Annotated in this window: 22 protein-coding genes; 11 read left to right on the top strand and 11 right to left on the bottom strand. The window is 66.7% G+C overall.

Annotation, left to right across the window (positions count from 1 at the left end; translation table 11 throughout):
- The first annotated feature begins 19 nt into the window (after positions 1–19).
- Positions 20–982, top strand: coding sequence for a PLP-dependent cysteine synthase family protein (locus AC3WLC_RS25705; protein WP_493686746.1), 963 nt, complete (start codon positions 20–22; stop codon positions 980–982).
- A 195-nt stretch (positions 983–1,177) separates the two neighbouring features.
- Here AC3WLC_RS25705 and AC3WLC_RS25700 read toward each other — a convergent pair whose 3' ends face one another.
- Positions 1,178–3,010, bottom strand: coding sequence for an aminopeptidase P family protein (locus tag AC3WLC_RS25700; protein ID WP_493686745.1), 1,833 nt, complete (start codon positions 3,008–3,010; stop codon positions 1,178–1,180).
- Positions 3,011–3,314: 304 nt separating this feature from the next.
- Here AC3WLC_RS25700 and AC3WLC_RS25695 point away from each other — a divergent pair, with 304 nt between their 5' ends.
- The gene (locus AC3WLC_RS25695) at positions 3,315–3,560 is read left to right on the top strand and encodes a hypothetical protein (RefSeq protein ID WP_493686744.1); all 246 of its coding nucleotides are present in this window, start codon (positions 3,315–3,317) and stop codon (positions 3,558–3,560) included.
- 58 nt (positions 3,561–3,618) lie between these two features.
- Positions 3,619–3,747 (top strand): hypothetical protein, encoded by a 129-nt coding sequence (locus AC3WLC_RS25690; RefSeq protein WP_493686743.1) that lies wholly within the window; start codon positions 3,619–3,621, stop codon positions 3,745–3,747.
- A 46-nt stretch (positions 3,748–3,793) separates the two neighbouring features.
- Here the strand turns inward: AC3WLC_RS25690 and AC3WLC_RS25685 are convergent, their stop codons facing one another.
- A complete protein-coding gene (locus AC3WLC_RS25685; RefSeq protein WP_493686742.1) occupies positions 3,794–4,741 on the bottom strand; it encodes a 50S ribosomal protein L11 methyltransferase in 948 nt (315 codons plus the stop codon).
- 150 nt (positions 4,742–4,891) lie between these two features.
- Between AC3WLC_RS25685 and AC3WLC_RS25680 the strand changes: the two genes are divergently transcribed.
- Positions 4,892–5,383, top strand: a complete 492-nt coding sequence (locus AC3WLC_RS25680) for an RICIN domain-containing protein (RefSeq protein ID WP_493686741.1) — start codon at positions 4,892–4,894, stop codon at positions 5,381–5,383.
- A gap of 135 nt (positions 5,384–5,518) precedes the next feature.
- Here the strand turns inward: AC3WLC_RS25680 and AC3WLC_RS25675 are convergent, their stop codons facing one another.
- The gene (locus AC3WLC_RS25675; RefSeq protein WP_493686740.1) at positions 5,519–6,274 is read right to left on the bottom strand and encodes an SDR family oxidoreductase; all 756 of its coding nucleotides are present in this window, start codon (positions 6,272–6,274) and stop codon (positions 5,519–5,521) included.
- Between the two features lie 124 nt (positions 6,275–6,398).
- On the opposite strand from AC3WLC_RS25675, the gene AC3WLC_RS25670 reads away from it, so the two are divergent.
- Complete coding sequence (locus AC3WLC_RS25670; RefSeq protein ID WP_493687149.1) at positions 6,399–6,794, top strand: winged helix-turn-helix transcriptional regulator; 396 nt, start codon at positions 6,399–6,401, stop codon at positions 6,792–6,794.
- A 29-nt stretch (positions 6,795–6,823) separates the two neighbouring features.
- Here the strand turns inward: AC3WLC_RS25670 and AC3WLC_RS25665 are convergent, their stop codons facing one another.
- The 6 genes from AC3WLC_RS25665 to AC3WLC_RS25640 form a co-directional block, all read right to left on the bottom strand.
- On the bottom strand, positions 6,824–7,312 hold the full coding sequence (locus AC3WLC_RS25665) for a hypothetical protein (RefSeq protein WP_493686739.1): 489 nt from the start codon (positions 7,310–7,312) through the stop codon (positions 6,824–6,826).
- Positions 7,313–7,435: 123 nt separating this feature from the next.
- A complete protein-coding gene (locus AC3WLC_RS25660) occupies positions 7,436–8,020 on the bottom strand; it encodes a TetR/AcrR family transcriptional regulator (protein ID WP_493686738.1) in 585 nt (194 codons plus the stop codon).
- Between the two features lie 100 nt (positions 8,021–8,120).
- Positions 8,121–8,540, bottom strand: coding sequence for a GNAT family N-acetyltransferase (locus tag AC3WLC_RS25655; RefSeq protein WP_493686737.1), 420 nt, complete (start codon positions 8,538–8,540; stop codon positions 8,121–8,123).
- A 114-nt stretch (positions 8,541–8,654) separates the two neighbouring features.
- Positions 8,655–8,825, bottom strand: a complete 171-nt coding sequence (locus AC3WLC_RS25650; protein WP_493686736.1) for a hypothetical protein — start codon at positions 8,823–8,825, stop codon at positions 8,655–8,657.
- A 189-nt stretch (positions 8,826–9,014) separates the two neighbouring features.
- Positions 9,015–11,387, bottom strand: coding sequence for an ATP-dependent helicase (locus AC3WLC_RS25645; RefSeq protein WP_493686735.1), 2,373 nt, complete (start codon positions 11,385–11,387; stop codon positions 9,015–9,017).
- A 132-nt stretch (positions 11,388–11,519) separates the two neighbouring features.
- A complete protein-coding gene (locus AC3WLC_RS25640; RefSeq protein WP_493686734.1) occupies positions 11,520–12,446 on the bottom strand; it encodes an alpha/beta hydrolase in 927 nt (308 codons plus the stop codon).
- 152 nt (positions 12,447–12,598) lie between these two features.
- Here AC3WLC_RS25640 and AC3WLC_RS25635 point away from each other — a divergent pair, with 152 nt between their 5' ends.
- Both AC3WLC_RS25635 and AC3WLC_RS25630 read left to right on the top strand, forming a co-directional pair.
- Positions 12,599–14,239, top strand: coding sequence for an acyl-CoA dehydrogenase family protein (locus tag AC3WLC_RS25635; protein ID WP_493686733.1), 1,641 nt, complete (start codon positions 12,599–12,601; stop codon positions 14,237–14,239).
- 116 nt (positions 14,240–14,355) lie between these two features.
- Positions 14,356–16,383, top strand: a complete 2,028-nt coding sequence (locus AC3WLC_RS25630; RefSeq protein WP_493686732.1) for a PAS domain-containing protein — start codon at positions 14,356–14,358, stop codon at positions 16,381–16,383.
- Positions 16,384–16,404: 21 nt separating this feature from the next.
- On the opposite strand, the gene msrB is transcribed toward AC3WLC_RS25630, so the two are convergent.
- Positions 16,405–16,836 carry a peptide-methionine (R)-S-oxide reductase MsrB gene (msrB, locus tag AC3WLC_RS25625; RefSeq protein ID WP_493687148.1) on the bottom strand — a complete coding sequence of 144 codons (432 nt, stop codon included), beginning with the start codon at positions 16,834–16,836 and terminating at the stop codon, positions 16,405–16,407.
- A 216-nt stretch (positions 16,837–17,052) separates the two neighbouring features.
- On the opposite strand from msrB, the gene AC3WLC_RS25620 reads away from it, so the two are divergent.
- From AC3WLC_RS25620 to AC3WLC_RS25605, 4 genes are all read left to right on the top strand, one after another.
- A complete protein-coding gene (locus AC3WLC_RS25620; RefSeq protein ID WP_493686731.1) occupies positions 17,053–18,303 on the top strand; it encodes a BtaA family protein in 1,251 nt (416 codons plus the stop codon).
- Complete coding sequence (locus AC3WLC_RS25615) at positions 18,300–18,965, top strand: class I SAM-dependent methyltransferase (protein WP_493686730.1); 666 nt, start codon at positions 18,300–18,302, stop codon at positions 18,963–18,965. The genes AC3WLC_RS25620 and AC3WLC_RS25615 overlap by 4 nt, the downstream gene beginning before the upstream one ends.
- A gap of 46 nt (positions 18,966–19,011) precedes the next feature.
- Entirely contained in the window at positions 19,012–19,812 is an 801-nt protein-coding gene (locus AC3WLC_RS25610; RefSeq protein WP_493686729.1) for an ion channel, read from the top strand.
- A gap of 99 nt (positions 19,813–19,911) precedes the next feature.
- Positions 19,912–20,505 carry a YdeI/OmpD-associated family protein gene (locus AC3WLC_RS25605; RefSeq protein ID WP_493686728.1) on the top strand — a complete coding sequence of 198 codons (594 nt, stop codon included), beginning with the start codon at positions 19,912–19,914 and terminating at the stop codon, positions 20,503–20,505.
- Positions 20,506–20,526: 21 nt separating this feature from the next.
- On the opposite strand, the gene AC3WLC_RS25600 is transcribed toward AC3WLC_RS25605, so the two are convergent.
- Positions 20,527–21,093 (bottom strand): thioesterase family protein, encoded by a 567-nt coding sequence (locus AC3WLC_RS25600; protein WP_346359452.1) that lies wholly within the window; start codon positions 21,091–21,093, stop codon positions 20,527–20,529.
- Positions 21,094–21,096: the final 3 nt, after the last annotated feature.

Here is a 21,096-nt window from a genome sequence, read left to right as displayed (position 1 = left end):
GCCGACCGGGAGGACATGCATGCGCCCCGTGATGGATTCGATCGTCGAGGCGATCGGCGACACGCCGCTGGTCCGGCTCGACCGGCTGACGCGGCATCTTGGCGTGAGCGGCACCATCCTCGCCAAGCTCGACTATCTCAATCCCGGCTTTTCGAAGAAGGACCGGGCGGCGCTCGGCATCATCGAGGAGGCGGAAGCGTCGGGCGCGCTGAGGCCCGGCCAGACCGTGGTCGAGCTGACCTCCGGCAATATGGGCACCGGGCTCGCGATCGTCTGCGGCATCAGGGGCTATCCCTTCATCGCCGTGATGTCGAAGGGCAATTCCGAAGAGCGCGCCCGGATGATGCGCGCGCTCGGGGCTGAGGTCGTATTGGTCGACCAGCTGCCCGGCTCGGTGCCAGGGCAGGTTTCGGGCGGCGATCTCGAACTCGTCGACCACGAGGCGAAGCGGATCACCAGGGAGCGCGGCGCCTTCCGCGCCGACCAATTCCATCGCGACGGCAACTGGCTGGCGCATTACCAGACGACCGGCCCGGAACTCTGGGAGCAGAGCGGCGGGACGATCGACGCCTTCGTCGATTTCATCGGCTCGGGCGGCAGCTATGCCGGGGTAACCAAGGCGCTGAAAGAGCGGAGCCCGGCTGTGCGCTGCTATGTGGTCGAGCCGGCTGGGGCCGCGGCTGCGGCGGGCGAGGCGGTGACAAGGCCTGATCATCCGATCCAGGGCGGCGGCTACGCGATGGCCGATCTCGCCTTCCTCAGGGATGTGCCGGTCGATGGCTATCTGCAGGTCACCGGCGAGGAAGCGCGCGAGACGACGCGTTTGCTGGCGCGGCTTGAGGGGATTTTCGGCGGGTTCTCGGCCGGGGCGAATGTCGCGGCGGCGGTTCAGCTGCTGCGTGGAGGCGAGGTTGGGAAGACGATTGCGGTCATCGTCTGCGATTCCGGGCTGAAGTATCTGTCGACCGATTTGTGGGGCTGAGCCCTAAGAGCACTTCGCTGCGAAGAAAAGCGCGGGGAACCCTCTCCTGGAAGGAGAGGGCAGGGTGAGGTGTAGGCCCTCTGACCAACTCCGCGAGCGCTTACCGCGCGGTTCAGTTCAGGCCAACGTTTTCAGTCCGAACACCTCACCCCTACCCCTCTCCTTCCAGGAGAGGGGATCCCGCGCCTTATCCTTTCACAACGGCAGACAGGCCCGCTCCAGCCAGGCTTTCGCCTCGCCTTCGACCAGCGGCGCGAGCTTGCTCCAGACCTCAGCATGATAGGCGTTGATCCAGGCTAGTTCGCCCTCATCGAGCAGCGAGAGATCGATCAGCGCGCGCTCATAGGGGCACCAGGTCACCGTCTCGAAGCCGTACATGGTGCGGTCGCCGCCGGGGATCTGGCGCTCCTCGACCACGATCAGGTTCTCGATGCGGATGCCGTAGGCGCCTTCCTTGTAGTAACCCGGCTCGTTGGAGAGGATCATGCCGGGTTCGAGCGGCGTGGTGCCGAGCTTGGAGAGGCGCTGCGGCCCCTCATGCACCGAGAGATAGCTGCCGACGCCATGGCCGGTGCCGTGGTCGAAATCGAGCCCGGCCTGCCAGAGCGGGGCGCGGGCGAAGGCGTCGAGCTGGGCGCCTGACGTCCCTTTCGGGAAGACCGCGCGCGAGATGGCGAGGTGGCCCTTGAGCACGCGGGTGTAGCGGTCGCGCATCTCGGCCGTGGGCTCGCCGACCGCCATGGTGCGGGTGATGTCGGTGGTGCCGTCCTCGTATTGCCCGCCTGAATCGACCAGGAAGATGCCGGGCTCGATCCTGCGGTTGCTCGACTCGGTGACGCGATAATGCGGCAGCGCCGCGTTCGGGCCGGCGCCGGCGATGGTGGTGAAGGAGACGTCGCGCAATTCGCCGGTCTTCAGCCGTTCGGCCTCCAGCGCCGCGACGGCGTCGATCTCGGTCAGGCCGCCCTTCGGCGCCTCGTGCGCCAGCCAGGACAGGAAGCGGACGATCGCCGCGCCGTCGCGCAGATGCGCCCGGCGGCTGCCGTCGAGCTCGGCTGCATTCTTCTTCGCCTTCATCAGCGCGACCGGGTCGGTGCCGGCTTCGGGCGTGCCGCCGGCATCGCGGATCAGCGTGGCCAGCGCCGAGGCCGCCGTGGTTGAATCGAGCCGGACCTTGGCCTTGGCGGCTCCGAGTGCCTTAAGCTGCTGCTCCAGTGCCTGGGGCGGGGCGATCTCGCCGAGCGCGCCGATGGCGTCGCCTGCCTCGTTGGTGATCTTCTCCGGCGCGAGGAATACGGTCGGGCGGCCTTCGCGCGGCACGATGGCGTAGCCGAGCGGCAATGGCGTGTGCTCGACATCGCCGCCGCGGATGTTGAAGACCCAGGCCAAAGCGTGCGGATCGGAGAGGACGAGCGCGTCGACCTTGGCCTTGGCGAGCTCCTGCTGGATGCGAGCGAGCTTGTCGGCGCTGCTTTCGCCGGCATAGGCGGCCGGATGCGCCTTGACCGGCGCGGTCGGCGGTGCCGGGCGGTCGCTCCAGAGCGCGTCGATCGGGTTCGGCGTCACCGGCACGAGCATGCCACCCGCCACCGAGACCGCCTTCTCCAGCTTGGCGACACCGTCGACGGTGTGAAGCCAGGGGTCGTAGCCGAGCTTGCCGCCGGCCGGCAGGTTGATCTCGACCCATTTGTCGAGCGGGGTCTCTTCCATCTTGGTCGGCGTCACGATGCTGGTGTCGGTCTGCGCGGCGGACTGGATGGTGTAGCGGCCATCGACGATCAGCGCCGCCTTGTCGGCGAGCACGACGGCATGGCCGGCCGAGCCGGTGAAACCGGTCAGCCAGGCGAGGCGCGCCATGTAGGCGGGAACGTACTCGCCCTGGTGCTCGTCGGCACGCGGGACGATGAAGCCGTCGAGGCCCTGCTTGGCCAAAGCGGCGCGCAAGGCCGCGACGCGCGGCGCGACCTGCGAGGGATCGCTCGGCTCGGAGAAGGACTGGAAGCGGCAGGTGGCGCGGGAATCGGTCATGTCGGGCTCGGCAAGGCGGGATTTGCGGCCACACTCGCCTCCGCGCGCGGGAAAGGCCAGTGCAAAACTGCGGTTTCGCCTCTGCTTTCGCAGCAGGCGCGCGGTGGCTCGCATTTGGGCGATCTGCCGCCTGGTTATGCGACTTGCGCAGTCGTTAACGGATTTCTTTTTCCGTCATGCGTTTTTTGCATGTTGTGCATATGCGAACATATCTTCTCGCAGGTGCGAAGACGGCCCACTTTAGTCGCATAAAGAGAACGAGGAAGCGACCGGGACTGTCCTTCGTGATCTGAGGAGAGACCCTATGACCTATGTGCTGAATTCCACCGACGTCCTTCCGGCCGCGACCCGCGCCGAGGCGACGGAGAACAAGACCGCCGGCCAGGGCTTCTGGCAGCGTCTCTACGCCGCGATGATCGAGAGCCGCCGCCGTTCGGCCCTGCGCGAGCTGCGCGCCCACAGCTATCTGGTGCGCGAGAGCGAGCTGGTGCTCGGCGGCTTCCCGCAGACGACGCTGAAAAGCGACGCCGAGCTGCCGTTCAACCGCTGACCGTCAAACGCCGCAGGCCGCGAAGCGCGCCGCGAGCAACCGAAAAGGAACCGAAATCATGATCGCCATCGTCAAGCACGCCTATGACCTGATCGTCGACAGCGCCAAGTTCGCTGCGGCCGTCTGGCATGATGCCCGCACCATGCAGGCGCAGGCCGAAGAGAAGTACGGCCACCTCGGCTTCTGAGCGCTATGGCGGCGTAACCCGCCGCCGTTCGTGTGAAGCAGTAGGCCTAGTAGAGGCGGCGCGGCCTGGCGGCTGCGCCGCCTCTTTTCATGACCAGCGTCGCCCAGCCCTCGCGCGAGGAGCGCTTCGCCAGCGCCAGCCCCTGATGGCGATAGGCCGAGACCACACCGGCGACATCCATCTCCAGAAGTCCCGACAGGATCACCGTGCCGTCGTCGGAGAGGGCGCGGGCGATCGCGGGCGCCAGCTTGCGCAGCGGGCCGGCGAGGATGTTGGCGAAGATCAGGTCGAAATGGCGCGGGCGGTCCGCCTTGGCATGGCGCAGGCCCGGCGCGACATAAAGATCGAGCGCCTGCGGGGCGTGGTTGACCCTCGCATTGTGGGCGGAGACCTCGATCGCGATCGCATCGATGTCGCCGGCGACGACCTTGCGCTTGACCTGCTTGGCGAGCGCCAGCGCCAGGATGCCGGTGCCGGTGCCGACATCGATGGCGTTCTTCGGCCTGCGCTTCTTCAGCTCGGCGTCGAGCGCCAGCAGGCAGCCGGCGGTAGTGCCGTGATGGCCGGTGCCGAAGGCGAGCGCCGCCGCGATCTCGATGGCGACGTCGTTGACCTTGACCGCGTCACGGTCATGCGAGCCATGGACGAGGACGCGGCCCGCGCGGACCGGCTGCAGGCCTTCCAGGCTGGCTGCGACCCAATCCTTCTGATTGACCGTGGCGAAGGGGGTTGCGTCGATGCTGTCGCCGACGATCGGGCGCAGCATGTCGCGCACCGCGTCCTCGTCGGGATGCGTGGCGAAATAGATCTCGACCTTCCAGGGCGCGTTCAGCGACAGGGTGGTGACGCCGCTCTCGACCTCGAAGGCGGAGACGGCGGTCTCGGTCGGGTCGAAGACCTCGCCCAGCAATTCGGTCAAGGCGCGCGCCTTGTCGCCGCTGGTTTCGAGTTCGAGGACGGTCGCGACCGTCGATGGCAGGAGGCCTTCGCGCATGGGCGCGGCTTAGCAGGGTGAGGGCAGCTTTACCACTGCGCGCGCCGGCTTATGTCAAATGCTATTGACCGGCACCGGTTTTCCCTATCGACGAGGTTTAGCGGCGTTTTCGCGCTGTCTCGACTGGCCTCGGAGGAGAAGGTGCCGCAGATGAAGCATGCCTGGATCGCTGCAATACCGCTGGCACTCTCGGCCTTGAGTTTCGCTATCCCTGCGCAAGCACAGGATTATCGCAAGCTGTCGACGCAATGGCAGGGCAAGGAGCGGCCGCTCGATATCGTCAATGGCGGCCGCCACAACAACATGGCCCACCTCGCCGATGCCGACGACGTCTCCGGCCAGAGCTGGCGCCTGCGCAAGGACGGCAATTCCTATCGTTTGACCACGGCCTTTCGCGGCGACGGCATGTGCCTCGACGTCAACAACGGCGGCTCGCTCAACAATTTCGTCAGCCTGCAGCCCTGCGGCAATTATTCCGGCCAGTTCTGGCGGATGCACAAGGACGGGCAGTGGTTCCGCCTGACCACCGAGTTCCGTGGCCGCAATATGTGCCTCGACATCGTCAATGGCGGCGCGCAGGACGGCATGGCGCAATTGACGCCCTGCGGCAATTTCTCCGGCCAGCTCTGGCGGCTGGATTGAGTTGCGGGCGCTTAGATCACCGCGCGTCCGATGGGACGCGATCACGGTGATCTGTCACTTTAGTTTGCAGCACCGGATTTTTCCGAAAAGTGGATTCCACTTTTCGGTCCGATGCTACTGCGCCCGCAACTCATGTCACCCGTGCTGCGCGGCGAGCTGGGCGAAGATCGCGTCGAGCTGGCCGTTCTCGGCGGCGAAGCGCAGCGGCTTGCAACGCTCGACGATGATCTCGCCCGAGGCGGGTGCGCTTTCGAGCAGCGCCATGACTTCGGCGACGAACTCGGCCAGCGGCATCGCGGCGGGATCGACTGCCTGCTGCGGGCCGAGCAGTTCGGTCTGGACGTAAGGCGGGGCGATCTCGATCACCTCGACCGCGGTCGCCTTGAGCTGTTCGCGCAGCGCCATCGACCAGGAATGGATCGCGGCCTTGGTCGCGCTATAGGTCGGCGTCGTCGCTAGCGGCACGAAGGCGAGGCCGGAGGAGACGGTCAGGATCGCCGCGCGCTCCTGCTTCAGCAGATGCGGCAGCAGTGCCGAAGTAAGCCGGATCGGCCCGAGCAGGTTGGTCGCGATCGTGTCCTCGGCGGTGGCGAGGAAATCGCCGGCCGCGACCGCCTCGCTGCGCATGATGCCGGCATTGTGGATGACGGCGTTGAGCGCCGGGAAGCTCTCGACCGCCTGCCGGGCGAAGGCGGCGACATCGTCCTTGTCCTGGATGTCGAGCAGGAGCGCTTCCATGCCCGGATTGGCCGAGGTCACCTCGTGGAGCAGCGCCTCGCGCCGGCCGGCGATGACGATCTGGTTGCCGGCCTTGTGCAGGGCTTCGGCCAGCGCCCAGCCAATGCCGGAGCCGCCGCCGGTGATGAGAATGGTGTTGCCGCTGATGTTCATCGCAAATCCCTTTCCTGGTTGCGAGACATCAGCTGGCGTCGCTACTCTCTGATAGAAAGAAGGCGCCCAAAAGTTAGATACGCACCAAAAGGAGAGTGTCGCAATGCACGCGATCCGCGAGGCGATGGCAGCGATGCACAAGCGCAGCGAGGAGATCCCGCCGGTCTCGAGGGCGGTGGAGTCGCTGGTGCGCCAGGTGATCGCGCAGGTCGCCGACAAATGGACGATGCTGGTGCTGGAGGCGCTGGAGGAGCACGGCACGCTGCGCTTCACCGAATGCGGGCGGATCGTCGGCGGTATCAGCCAGAAGATGCTGACCAAGACGCTGCGCGAGATGGAGCGCGACGGGCTGGTGGTGCGCACCGTCCACCCGGTGATCCCGCCGCATGTCGACTACACGCTGACCGAGCTCGGCCGTGAGCTCAGCGCGGCCTTCTGCGGGGTGTGGACCTGGGCCGAGACCTATCATGCCGAGGTCTCGGCGGCGCGGCGGGCCTTCAGGGAGCGGGAGGAGGGGTAAGGGCCGGCCGTCAGGCTGCACGCCTCGGCTCAAGCGGTGGCCGTCTTGCCCCTTCTGCGCAGGTAGATGATCTGCGCGGTCACGCCGACCACGAGCGCGGCGAGAATGCCGCCCTGCACGCCGAGAAGCAGCGGGGATTTCAGGTCGGTGACGAAGGGATGGCCGTCGGGGACGCGGCGCAGGATTTCCGTGGCGGTCGGCAGCATCAGCAGGAACACCGTCACGCTGAGCGTTATCGTCTCGACATAAGTCGCGAGCGCTCGGGAGACCGGCAGGCGGCCGATGGAATAGCCCAAAGCGAGAAGCAGAAGTGTCAGCGCGCCGATGACATAGCTCGCGGACTGATGGCCGACGAGGAAGACCGTGGCGGCGCCGATCATCATGGAGACCAGATAGAGCGTGCCCGCTGGCGAGCGCGGCACGATCCGGCCGTGGACCGCGAGCATGTAGGCTGCCGCCGGGATGGCGGGCAGGCTGCCGAGCGTATGCACCCAGCCGAGGGGCGAAATACCGAACATGGAGAAGTCCTTTCCTTGAGTGACGGACGGTTGCGAGGAAGCAGCACCGGAAGGCCGGGCAGTTCATCTATCTACTAGTTGGTAGGCTTGAATGTGATGGCTCTGCATCGCGGGGAGGCCTCTCTAGTTCTGGTTCGTGAGGCGCTTGAGAAACGGGCCGGTGACGACGCCGAACATCCTGGGATCGCCATAGGCGCGCGCCGAGAGCATCGCGCCGTGGACGCAGGCCATGAAGCCCTCTGCTTCGGCCTTGGCCGTGCCGGTGACATGCAGGGTGCCCTGCAGTGCCCCGCGTTCGAGAAGCGAGGTCAGCCAGCCGGAAAGTGTCCTGAAATGCGCGCGCACTTCCAGCGTGACCTCTTCGGGCAGCACCGGAATCTGGCTCGCGAGGAGGGCGCAGACGCAGAACGGGGCGCTGGCGTCGGCGATGCAGGCCTCCCAATAGCCGACATAGGCGCGCAATTGCTCGGCAGGCTCGGCGACCTGCCGTTCCAGCTCGGCAATCCCTGCCTCGGCCTCTTGGCGATAGCGGGCGACGAGCGTGCGGACGAGGTCGGACTTGCTCGGAAAATGGTGGTGGATGCTGGCGTTGCGGATGCCGACCACCTTGGCGATGTCGGCATAGCTGAAGCCGTTATAGCTGCCCTCGATCAGCAGCGACCGCGCAGAGCGCAGGATGTCGTCATAGGTTGTCGAGGAATTGGGCATTCGGTTTTCTACCTACTAGTAAGTAGGTTGGTCAAGGCGACGTGGGAGCTGGAGCGATCACGCCGTCGCGAGCCAGCGCGAAACGACGAGATCGTCGGCTTTACAGCGTCTTGGTCAGGAAGATCCGTGTCGAGCCGTCGCGCGGCGCGACCTCGCCGAGAACCTGCCAGCCATGGCGCTTGTAGAACTCCGGCGCCTGGAAGCTGACGGTGTAGAGCACGCCGGCGCCGCAGCCGCGGGCCCGCGCCTCGTCCTCGGCCATCGTCAGGACACGGCTGCCGAGACCGGAGCGGCGCAGCTCCTTCGGCAGATAGAACAGGTCGATGAACAGCAGGCCCATCGAGGTCCGCCCGACCAGGCCGCCGAGCGGGGTTCCGTCCGGGCCGTTGATCGCGATGGCGAGCGGCTTGCGGTCGCGCGCACCGCCCATCTCGGCATTGTAGCTGCCGAGGCCGTCGGAGATCGCGGTTTGGAGGGCAGGGTCGATGCTGTCGGTCAGGCTGACGGTCACGTCAGACATGCGCTGAAGTCCTCAGCCGGTCGGAGAGGGCGCGAGATTATTCCGCCGCCGGCTGGAAGGCGAGGCGCGGCGCGGGAATGAGCGCCATGACGTCAATTCACTGGGTGTGCAGGATCAGCGCGCTGCCAAGCCTTCGCAGCGCAACTGGTCGCGGCCGGCCTCGTCGCGCCGACGATTGCCGTGCTGCATGTTCCTGTGATCGGCGCAGCAGCCATTTGCCTTGTGCGGCTTGCAGAGCAGGCAGCCGGCGCGGGCGCTCTTCGGGCGTTTGCGTTTGTGGTTCATGGCGACCTCTCCGCTGTGAGGTACCACAGGCGACCCTTATGGTCAGACTGATCAGCCGTCGTCCCGGGCGGAGCGCAGCGCAGACCCGGGACCCATTCCGGAACCTCATTCGGAAAGGCTCAGGCATGGATCCCGGATCGGCGCGGCTTCGCCGCTTGTCCGGGATGACACGCGTTGGGTGAAGGGTCGCTACCCCGCCTTCTGCACAAAGCTATCCAGCACCATCTTCCGGCCAGCCTTGTCGAAATCGACGGTCAGCTTGTTGCCGTCGACGCTGGCGACCGAGCCGGGGCCGAACTTGACGTGGAAGACGCGGGCGCCGGTGTCGAAGGCGGAGCTTCCCGTCGATTTCGCCGTCAGCTCGCCCTCGATCAGCATCGGGCCGCGCTGGCGCCCGCTGCCTGAGCCGAAGCCGCGCTGGCCGGAATCGGAGAAGCCCGAGCCGCCGCCTGAGTTGAACTTGGCCTTGTTCTCCTGGGCGCGCTGCCAGCCCGGCGTCTGGTAGGACGAGCCGAAGCTCTCCATGCGCTCGAAGCGCGAGGCGCCGTAGCCACCCTGGCTGTAGGCGGTCGGCGCCTGGACGACCTCGACATGGTCCTCGGGCAGTTCGTCGATGAAGCGCGACGGCAGGCTCGACTGCCAAAGGCCGTGGATGCGGCGGTTCGAGGCGAAATAGAGCTTCAGCCGCTTGCGGGCGCGGGTCAGGCCGACATGGGCGAGGCGACGCTCCTCTTCGAGGCCGGCGCGGCCGTTCTCGTCGAGGGCGCGCTGGCTCGGGAACAGGCCTTCCTCCCAGCCGGGCAGGAAGACGGTGTCGAATTCCAGCCCCTTGGCGGCGTGCAGCGTCATGATCGAAACACGGGCGCCGCCATCGCCGCTATCGGCGTCCATCACCAGCGAGACGTGCTCGAGGAAGGATGGCAGATCGGGGAACTCGTCGAGCGAACGGACCAGTTCCTTGAGGTTCTCGAGGCGCCCGGCGGCGTCGGCCGAGCGGTCCTTCTGCCACATCTCGGTGTAGCCGCTCTCTTCCAGCACCAGCTCGGCGAGTTCGCCCTGCTGCATCGCCTCGGCCTTGCCCTGCCAGCGGGCGAAGGCCTCGACCAGCTCGCGCAGCGTTGTGCGGGCCTTGGGCTTCAATTCCTCGGTCTCGACCACGGCTCGCGCCGATTGCATCAGCGAGAAGCCGGTCGCCCTGGCGTGGTTGTGCAGCAGCTGGATGGTGGCGTCGCCGAGGCCGCGCTTGGGAACGTTGACGATGCGCTCGAAGGCGAGGTCGTCGGTCGGGGAGACCACACAGCGCAGATAGGCCATGGCGTCGCGGATCTCGGCGCGCTCGTAGAAGCGCGGGCCGCCGATGACGCGATAGGGCACGCCGACATGGATGAGCCGCTCCTCCATCTCGCGCATCTGCGCGGAGATGCGGACGAGGATCGCGACTTCGGAGAGATTCTCGCCCTTGGACTGCATCGCCTCGATCTCGTCGGAGATCAGGCGGGCCTCCTCCTGGCTGTCCCAGGCGCCGGTGATGGTGACCTTCTCGCCGGCCTCGTCCTCGGTGCGCAGCGTCTTGCCGAGGCGGCCCTCGTTGCGCGCGATCAGCTTGGCGGCGGTGGCGAGGATATGGCCGGTCGAGCGGTAATTGCGCTCGAGGCGGACCACGGTCGCGCCGGGAAAATCGTGCTCGAAGCGCAGGATGTTGTCGACCTCGGCGCCGCGCCAGCCATAGATCGACTGGTCGTCGTCGCCGACGCAGGCTATGTTACGCCGGCCCTGCGCCAAGAGGCGCAGCCAGAGATACTGGGCGACGTTGGTGTCCTGGTACTCGTCGACGAGGATGTAGCGGAAGCGCTCGTGATAGCTCGCCAGCAGTTCCGGATGCTCGCGGAACAGCGTCAGGCAGTGCAGCAGCAGGTCGCCGAAATCGACGGCGTTCAGCGTCTTCAGCCGGTCCTGATAGGCGGCGTAGAGCTTGCCGCCCTTGCCGTTGGCGAAGACGCCGGATTCGCCCGGCGGCACGTCTTTCGGCGCAAGGCCGCGGTTCTTCCAGCTATCGATGAAGCCGGCCAGCATCCGGCCGGGCCAGCGCTTCTCGTCGATCCCCTCCGCCTGGATCACCTGCTTCATCAGGCGGATCTGGTCGTCGGTGTCGAGGATGGTGAAATCGGAGCGCAGATCGACCAGTTCGGCATGGCGGCGCAGCAGCTTGGCCGAGATCGAGTGGAAGGTGCCGAGCCAGGGCATGCCCTCGGCGACCGGGCCGACGAGATGGGCGACGCGCTCCTTCATCTCGCGTGCGGCCTTGTTGGTGAAGGTCACGGCGAGGATCTGCGAGGGATAGGCGCGGCCCGTCGAGATCAGATGGGCGATGCGGGTGGTGAGGACGCGGGTCTTGCCGGTACCGGCGCCGGCGAGCACCAAGACGGGGCCGTCGGTCGCCTCGACTGCCTGGCGCTGCTCCGGGTTGAGCCCTTGCAGATAGCCGGCCGCCGGCTGCGCTGCCGCGCGGGATGCGAGGCCGCCGGGACGGGGCAGGGGGGCGGAGGTGGCGTGGTCTGACACTGGCTTGGCTTTGGCCCGGCTTGGCGTGATCGTGATTCGTTCACGGTCAATATAGGGGCAGGCGTCATGGATTGCTCGCCGTCAGGAATGGTTTTCCGCGACGGCGAGCAGGCCATGATAAACCTGCCTGCGTCAGCGCGCTGGCAGGAGATATCGCAGCCCTTGCGTGAATCCGCGCGGGGCGACGGTGAGATGGTCTTCGTCGTTGAGAACCACCGATTTCAAGCTCAGGTTAGGATACTTCCGGTCCTTCAGTGCCTTCTCCAGAGCTTGGTTGTCGGCGACCATGTCGACGCTCTGATTGTAGCGCCGATCGCCTTTGCGCTGCGCCTCGTACTCGCCGACGTAAAGAAAAACCCTGGCCGGCAGATCGCGGTTCCTGGCGGCGTAGCTCGCCTCCAGGCCCAAAGTGTGGCGCTTGTCGTACCAGAGCGAGGGGCTGCCGAGGACGTAGCCGCTGAACAGGCTGGGCTCGGTGAATAGGATCTGCGCGCCGAGCAGGGAGCCATAGGAGTGCCCGAGAAAGAGCGCTCGGGCCGGATCGACGCGATAGCGGGCGGCGATGAACGGCTTCACCTGATCGCGCAGATAGGTCTGGTAGGCCTGCCCCTGGCCATGGATCGCGCCTGCTGGCGCGGTACTCGGTCCGTTCGGCGTCGGGGTGTAGTCGCGCCGGCGGCTGACGGCGCCGTCTTCGCCCTTGGCATAGGACAGGCCGACCAGGATGAACTCCTCGACCTTGGGGCCGTCGAGGTTCAGGCGGCGGTTGATCTGGCGGATGATCGGGAAGGCATAGTCGGCGTCGGTGACGTAGAGCACGGGATAGCGCCGTTGCGGCTCCTTCGCGTAGGAGGGCGGCAGGGCGACGAAGACCTGATAGGAGCGGCGCGAGACGGGGTCGGGCACGTCCCAGACCTCGCTGTCGGCGATCTCATAGGGCCGGCCTTCGCCGGGTTGTATCTTCGCAGCGGATTGGGGCTGGGCTTTTGCCGGAATGGCGGCAAGGCCGAAGCAGGCGGTCAGCGTGATGACCAGGGTACTCAGGACGCGTCGCAGCACGTGAAGGCTCTCCATGGGCTCGCGCCGATGACGGCGCGCGGCGAAGTGCCGGGGTAACTCGGGCGGCAATCGGGCGGGTTCGCAATTCCCGGCCATCAGCATAGTCTGCTGGTTAATGACGGGGGGCGGTTCGCGGATCGGAAGGGAAATCCATGGCCCAGGCATCGCACGCCCACCAGGTCACCAATCAGGTGCCGCCGCTGGCCGATTACGACGCCTATGCCGCCGATCCGGTATTGAAGGCGGCGATCGCGGCCTTCGATGCCGGCTGGGCCGATGAGCGGCTGCACGAGGCCGGGCGGACGGTCGGCGCGGCCGAGACGATCGAGATGGCGCGGCTCGCCAACCGGCACGGGCCGGAATTGCGCAGCCATGACCGCTTCGGCAACCGCATCGACCAGATCGAGTTCCACCCAGCCTGGCACGCGCTGATGGCCCGCGCGATCGGCCAGGAAACGCATGCTCTCGCCTGGAACCGGCCGGGGCCGGGGGCGCAGGTGGCGCGGGCCGCCCTGCAATATCTCTGGTATGGCTGCGAGAGCGGCATCTGCTGCCCGATCTCGATGACCTATTCTGCCATCCCGGTGCTGAAGCAGGATCGGGCGCGTTGGGCCGAATGGGGCGCGCTGATCTCCTCGAAAAACTACGACAAGAGCCAGGGGCCGGCCGCCGGCAAGCTAGGGGCGACCGTCGGCATGGCGATGACGGAGACGCAAGGCGGCTCGGACCTGCGCCAGACCCAGACCATCGCCTATGACAATCGCGACGGCACCTATTCGCTGCACGGTAGCAAATGGTTCTTCTCGGTGCCGCATTCCGACGTCTTCCTGACGCTGGCGCGCAATGAGGAGGGTATCTCCTGCTTCGTCGTGCCGGGCTGGCGGCCGGATGGCGAGCGCAACGGCATCGCGATCCAGCGCCTCAAGGACAAATGCGGCAACCGCTCGAATGCCTCCTCCGAGGTCGAGTTCCGCGGCGCCATCGGCCATATGCTAGGTGATCCCGGTCGGGGCCTGCGCACCGGCCTGTCGATGAACCACAATACCCGGCTCGACATCGCCGCGGCGTCCGCGGGGCTGATGCGGCAGGCGGTGATGCTCGCCGGCCATCACGCCCAGCACCGCACCGCCTTCCAGCGCCTGCTGATCGATCAGCCGATCATGCAGAACGTCCTCGCCGATCTCGCTATCGAGGCCGAGGCCGCCGCCTGGCTCGCCTTCCGGCTGTTCGCCGCGGTCGACCGGCAGGAACGGTCGGAAAGCGAGAAGCTGCTGGCGCGGATCGGCGCGCCGCTGGCGAAATACTGGGTGGCGAAGCGTACGCCGGCCGTCGTGGTCGAGGCTCTGGAGTGCCATGGCGGCAACGGCTTCATCGAGGACAACCCGATGGCGCGGCATTATCGCGAGGCGCCGCTGAACTCGGTCTGGGAGGGCTCGGGCAACGTCATCTGCCTCGACGTGCTGCGCTCGCTCGAGCGCGAGCCGGGCTCGCTGCAGGCCTTGCGGGCGGAGCTGCACGCGGTCTCCGGCCAGGACCGGCGCTATGATGCGGCGCTGCAGGCGCTGGACAACGACCTGCCCGATCTCATCCGCCATGAAGGCCAGGCGCGCCTGCTGACCGAGCGCCTGGCGCTGACGCTGCAGGGCGCGCTGCTGATCCGGCATGCGCCGCATGCGGTCGCCGACGCCTTCGTCGCGACGCGGCTCGGCGGGCACTGGTCCGGCCATTTCGGCGACCTGCCGCTGGCGGTCGATGCGGTGACGCTGGCACGCAGGGCGGTGCCGGAGGGCTGACACAGGGACAAAGCGATCTTTTCTCGTTTGCGCCGGCGTGCGAAGGAACCAGCAGCCGGCGCCGCGCATTGTGTCGTGTCGGAGCAGTTCAGCCCGACATTTGCGGAACGATCGACGTGCACAGCGACGCCGGCCTCATTTCCCCCATCCTGACGCAGATGTTCGAGCAGGCGCCGACCTTCATGGCACTGCTGCGCGGGCCGGAACACCGCTTCGATCTTGCCAATCCCAGCTATCTCAGATTGATCGGCGATCGCGAGATCGTCGGCCGCACCCTGGCGGAGGCGCTGCCGGACGCCGTTGCGCAGGGTGTCGTGGACATCCTCGACGATGTCTATCGCACCGGCGTGCCCTACACCGCGAATGGCGCACGCTTTCTGATTCAAGCCGAGCTCGGCGGGCCGAGCGAGGAGCGTTTCCTCGATTTCGTCTACCAGCCGCTGCGGGACGCCGACGGCAAGGTCAATGCCATCTTCGTCGAGGGCGCGGACGTCACCGAGCGGACCTTGTCGGAGCGGGCGAGGCGCGACAGCGAAGCGCTGTACAAGGGCCTGTTCGACGCGATCGATGAAGGTTTTTGCATCATCGAGTTCTTCGACGGGCCGCATGGTCCCGACAGCGACTACATCCACATCCAGGCCAATGCCGCCTACGAACGCCATGCGGGCATTCCGAACGTGGTCGGCCAGAAACTGCGCGAAATGGTGCCGGACGAGGCGGACGCCTGGGTGGCGCGCTATGGCGCCGTGCTGCGTACCGGCGAAGCGATCCGCTTCCAGCAGGAGCTGGTCGCGACTGCCCGCTATCTCGAACTCGCTGCGGTCCGCATCGAGCCGCCGAGCCGCAAGCAGGTCGCCGTCATCTTCCAGGACATCACCGCCCGCCGCCGCGCCGAGATTGCGTTGGCCGAACTCAACGCGACGCTCGAGCAGCAGGTCGAGCAGCGCTCGGCGGAGCTGCTGGCGGCCGAAGAGAGCTTGCGCCAGAGCCAGAAGATGGAGGCTGTCGGCCAGCTCACCGGGGGCATCGCCCACGACTTCAACAACATCCTCGCCGGCATTGGCGGTAGCCTCGAAATGGCCCAGGCGCGGATCGCGCAGGGCCGGATCGCCGATGTCGAGCGTTTCCTGACGGGCGCGAAGAGCGCGGTGCGGCGCGCCGCCAGCCTGACCGAGCGATTGCTCGCCTTCTCGCGGCGCCAGACACTCGATCCCAAACCGGTCAATGTGAACGGGCTGGTCAACGGCATGCTCGACCTGATCGCACGTAGCGTCGGCCCGACGATCGCGATCGAGGCCGTCGGCGCAGCCGGCCTATGGACGGTCCATGCCGATGCCGGGCAACTCGAGAACGCGCTGCTCAATCTCTGCATCAATTCGCGCGATGCCATGCCCGATGGCGGGAGGCTGACGATCGAGACGTCCAATCGCTGGATGGATGAGCGGGCGGCCCGGGCGCGCGACCTCAAGCCGGGGCAATATGTTTCACTCTGCGTCTCCGACACCGGCACCGGCATGACGTCGGACGTGGTCGAGCGCGCCTTCGACCCGTTCTTCACGACCAAGCCGATCGGGCAAGGTACCGGGCTCGGCCTGTCGATGGTCTATGGCTTCGCCGGGCAGTCCGGCGGTGCTGCACGGATTTATTCGGAGCCTGGCAAGGGCACGATGATCTGCATCTATCTGCCCCGCTACATGGGCGAAGTCGTCGAGCTCGGCGAGGCTGCCACGGACTCCATCAAGCCCGCGCCAGCGGCCGGCGGAGAGACGGTTCTCGTCGTCGATGACGAGCCATTGGTGCGGATGCTCGTTGTCGAGCAGCTCGAAGAGCTGGGCTACACCGTGATCGAGGTGGATGACGGCCCCTCGGCGATGAAGGTCATCGAGACGCAACAGCCGATCGACCTGCTCGTCACCGATGTCGGGCTGCCCCACGGCATGAACGGGCGCCAGCTTGCCGACGCGGCGCGTGTGCGCCGGCCGGGTCTCGAAGTGCTGTTCGTCACCGGCTATGCCGAGAATGCCGTGCTCAACCACGGCCATCTCGAACCGGGCATGCATATCATGACCAAGCCGTTCGAGATGGAGGCATTCGCGCGGCGCGTGCGCGGGCTGATCGACGGCCTCAGGCCGGGGAAGGCCTGAGGCGCCTTTCGGCGTTAGTGGTCAGGATTCCGGCGCGAAATCCATCGCCACGCCGTTGATGCAGTAGCGCAGGCCGGTCGGCGGCGGGCCGTCGGGGAAGACATGGCCGAGATGGCCGCCGCAATTGGCGCAATGCACCTCGACCCGGTGCATGCCGTAGCTGTAGTCCTCGCTCTCCTCGACCGCGCCTTCCAGCGGCTGGTCGAAGCTCGGCCAGCCGGTGCCGCTCTCGAACTTCTTGTGCGACCGGAACAGGGGCTGGCCGCAGCCGGCGCAGGAAAAGGTGCCGGCGCGCTTCTCGAAGTTCAGCGCGCAGGAGCCGGCCCGCTCGGTGCCATGGCCGCGCAGCACCTGGTACTGCTCCGGCGTCAGCTTCTGGCGCCACTCCGCATCGGTGAGCTGGAAGGGGAATTCGCGCTCTGCCGGCTTCCCCGTTTTGGCGAACATGTCCATCAGGCCCATGCAAGGCTCCTTTCCACCAGCTCGTGTTCGATTGTCGCGCGAGATATGGGGATTTGTCTTCCTGATTTCAGCCCCGCGCAACGTGTCCTGTTTCACATCCGCGTTCGGCGGCGACCGATCGCTTCTGTTGACGCCGGCCGCGTCACCCAACCGTCACGCGACTCCTCTAGTCGGCTCGCCATCGCAACGGGCGCGAACGAGGGCCTCGTGACGCAGACGATCCGCGCGGTGAAGCGCACGACGAACCTCGGGCTGACCACCGCCGTCCATCGCAGCAAGCCGCTCTCGCGTGCCGGCATGCTGGAGCGGATGTTCACGCTCGCCTTCTCCGGACTGGTCTATCCGCAGATCTGGGAGGACCCGGTCGTCGACATGGAGGCGCTGGCGCTGCAGCCCAGCGACCACCTCGTCGCGATCGCCTCGGGCTCCTGCAACATCCTGTCCTATCTCACTGCCGACCCCACGAAGATCAGCGCGATCGACCTCAACGGCGCCCATATCGCGCTCGGTCACCTCAAGCTCGCGGCGCTGGCCGAGATCGACGATCACGCGATCTTCCGCCGCTTCTTCGGGCAGGCGCAGTCCAAGGCCAATGTCGAGACCTACGACCGCCTGATCGCGCCGCGGCTGGATGCTGTCAGCCGCGCCTATTGGGAAGGGCGCAACCTCGCCGGCCGGCGCCGGATCGAGCTCTTCGCCCGCAACTTTTACCGCTACGGCCTGCTCGGCCGCTTCATCGGTACGGGCCACTTCCTCGCCCGGCGGCTCGGCTTCGATCCGCGCGTCATGCTGCAGGCCAAGACCATGGAGGAGCAACGGGCGCTGTTCGACCGGCACCTTGCTCCGGTCTTCGACAAAAAGCTGGTGCGCTGGCTGGTGCGCCAGCCGGCCTCGCTCTATGGGCTCGGCATCCCGCCGGCGCAGTACAAGGCGTTGGCCGCCGACGGCGATGCCGGCATCCGCGCCGTGCTGCGCCATCGGCTGGAGCGACTGGCCTGCGGTTTCGACCTGAAGACCAACTACTTCGCCTGGCAGGCCTTCGGCCGCGGCTACGGGCCGGAGCCGGACGCTGCAGTGCCGCCCTATCTGGAGCAGCGCAATTTCGAGACGGTGAGGGAGCGCGCCGGGCGCGTCTCCTATCATCAGAGCGCGATCACGGCATTCCTTGAGAAGCAGCCCGCCGAGAGCTGCAACGGCTTCGTGCTGCTTGATGCGCAGGACTGGATGAACGATGCCGATCTGACAGCCTTGTGGACGCAGATCACGCGCAGCGCCGCGCCCGGCGCCCGCGTCATTTTCCGCACCGCTGCCGATGAGCGTTTGCTGCCCGGCCGGGTGCCGGAGGCGATCCTGTCGCAATGGCACTATCAGGAGGAGCGCAGCCGCGAGCTCGGCGCCTGCGACCGTTCCTCGATCTACGGCGCCTTCCATCTCTATGTCCGTGGAGCGGCCGCGTGAGCGCGGTCGAGGGCAGGGGGGATGCCGCCGGCCTGATGGACCGGATGTACCGTTTTCAGCGGCACATCTACGACGCGACCCGCAAGTTCTACCTGCTCGGCCGCGACGGTCTGATCGCCGGCTTGAAGCCGCCGCCGGGCGGCGCGGTGTTGGAGATCGGCTGCGGCACCGGGCGTAACCTGATCAAGATCGCGCAACGCTATCCGCATGCGCGCTGCTACGGGCTCGACGTCTCGGAGGAGATGCTGCGCACCGCCCGCGAGCAGGTGGCGAAGGCGGGGCTGTCCGAACGCATCACCTTGGCGCAGGCCGATGCGACCAGTTTCGACCCGGAGGCGCTGTTCGGCCGGGCCGGTTTCGAGCGCGTGGTGATCTCCTACGCGCTCTCGATGATCCCGCCCTGGCGCGAGGCGCTGGCGCAGGCGATGCAGGTGGTCGCGCCAGGAGGTGCACTGCATATCGTCGACTTCGGCGACCAGGCGCATCTGCCCGGCCCGTTCAGGGCATTGCTGAACCGCTGGCTGGCGCTGTTCCATGTCACGCCGCGCCGGGATCTCGATGCGGTCGTGACCGAGCTCTGCGCCGAGACCGGGACCATTGGTGGCACGACGCGGCTGTTCGGCGGCTATAGCGTGCAGGCGGTCGCGATCAGGCCGGCCTGAGCGCCGGGGCTGGACGCCGTCGCCGCGACGCTGCTACGCCGATGGGATGAGTGCCGCCGCCGATCCCGACGATAGCAGCAGTAGACGCTCCGGGCTGCGCGACCGGCTTCGGCAGCTCTATCACGGCCGTACCCCGGCAGCGCTGCGCTTCCAGTTCGCGACGCTGGTCGTCGACCTGCTGATCATCGGCTTCTTCGTCGCGACGCCGATGCTGCGCGACCGGCCGGAATTCCTCTGGCTCGACTATGCCGTCGCGATCATCGTCGCCGCCGAGATCGCGGCGCGCTTCCTGGCGTCCTCGAACATGCTGCGGCTGCTGCGCCAGCCGACCATGCTGCTCGACCTCTTCATCCTGGCGACGCTGCTGGCGCCGCAATGGCTGGAGAATTTCGGCTTCCTGCGCATCCTTCGGCTCTGGTCGCTGTCGCAGCGCGGACTGATCTGGGCGCAACTGCGCGAGACGCGCTATCGCGACTGGGAGGATGTGGCGCGGGCGCTGGTCAACCTCGCGACCTTCCTCTTCGTCGTCAGCGGCTTCGTCTACACCTTCTTCTTCATGAGCCGGCCGGGGCTGGAGGGCTATGTCGAGGCGCTCTATTTCACCGTCACGACGGTGACGACGACCGGTTTCGGCGACATCACCCTGCCGGGCATCGCCGGCAAGCTGACCTCGATCGTGGTGATGATCACCGGCATCTCGCTGTTCGTGCGGCTGGCCCAGGCGGTGTTCCGGCCGCACAAGGTGACCTTTCCCTGTCCCGAATGCGCCCTGCAGCGGCACGACCCCGATGCCGTGCACTGCAAGGCCTGCGGCCACCGGCTGAAGATACCGGACGGCGACGATTGATCGGGAGGCCTTGGCATTCCGGTGCTGACATGGGCGGGCCAGATCGACGTCTAAGGGCGGGTTCGGCCTTTCGGCCAGAATGAGACTATTGGAGCAACGATGGCGCCGGTTGTGGTCGATCCCGACAAGGTCCGGGAATTCGAGGATGCCGCAGGCTTTTACAAATGGCTTGGCGAGCATCATGACCGTGCCGACGAGATCTGGATCAAGATCCACAAGCTCTCATCCGGCTTGCCGTCGATCACGCCCAAGGAGGCGATCGACGTCGTGCTCTGCTGGGGCTGGATCGATGGCGTCAAGAAGAGCCTCGACGAGCGCAGCTATCTGCAACGCTACACGGCGAGGACTGCCAAGAGCATCTGGAGCCAGATCAATGTCGACAATGTTGCCCGCCTGGTTACGGAGGGGCGCATGACCAGCCATGGCCTGGTGCAGGTCGATGCCGCCAAGGCCGATGGCCGCTGGGCCCGCGCCTATGGCGCCGGCCGAAACCTGAAGATCCCCGACGATCTCCAGGCCGCGATCGACGTGGAACCCCAGGCCAAGGAGATGCTCGCGAAGCTGAGCGCGCAGAACCGCTTCGCGCTGGCGTTCCGAGTGCACAATCTCAAGACGGAGGCCGGGCGGCGCAAGAAGATCGCGACCTTCGTCGAGATGCTCAAACGCGGCGAAACCATCTATCCGCAGCGCTGAAAGACTGGATAGCGAGCGCGGCTAGTGCCGCGTCTCCGTCTCGCGCTCGGCTTCCTGCACCGGCTCGCCGAGGGTGATCGCGCTTTTCTGCGGCATGCCGATCATGCGGCCGACCGTGGCCGGGCGCGGCATCTGCGCATGCGCCGCCTTCATGATCGCGAGATTGGCGAGGATGTCGGCCGGGAAGGGCGTGACCCTGCGGCTCACCATGTCGACATGCAGCGACAGGTTCTCGGAGGTCGCGGCGAGCCAGCCTTCGCTGGCATGGCGCATCTCGAGGTAATAATGCAGCCGCTTGTCGTCGAAGGCGATGAGTTGCGCGGTGACGCGGACCTGATCGCGCGCCGTCACCTCGCGCTTGTAGAGCACATGGCACTCGGCCGAGAAGAACGAGGCCTTGCGGGCCTCGACATAGTCCTGGTTCAGGCCGACCAGCGAGAAGACCTCGTCGACGGCGCGGTCGAACAGGACATGGTAATAGGCCATGTTGAGATGGCCGTTATAGTCGATCCAGTGTGGCTCGACCCGCATTGGGGACGAGACGAAGGGAGCGAAGAACAAGGCAGGCGTACGAATGTCGTCCGGCATCGG

Source organism: Allobosea sp. GW821-FHT03A12 (assembly GCF_058986765.1).
This window is presented reverse-complemented; position numbering and strand designations above follow the sequence as displayed.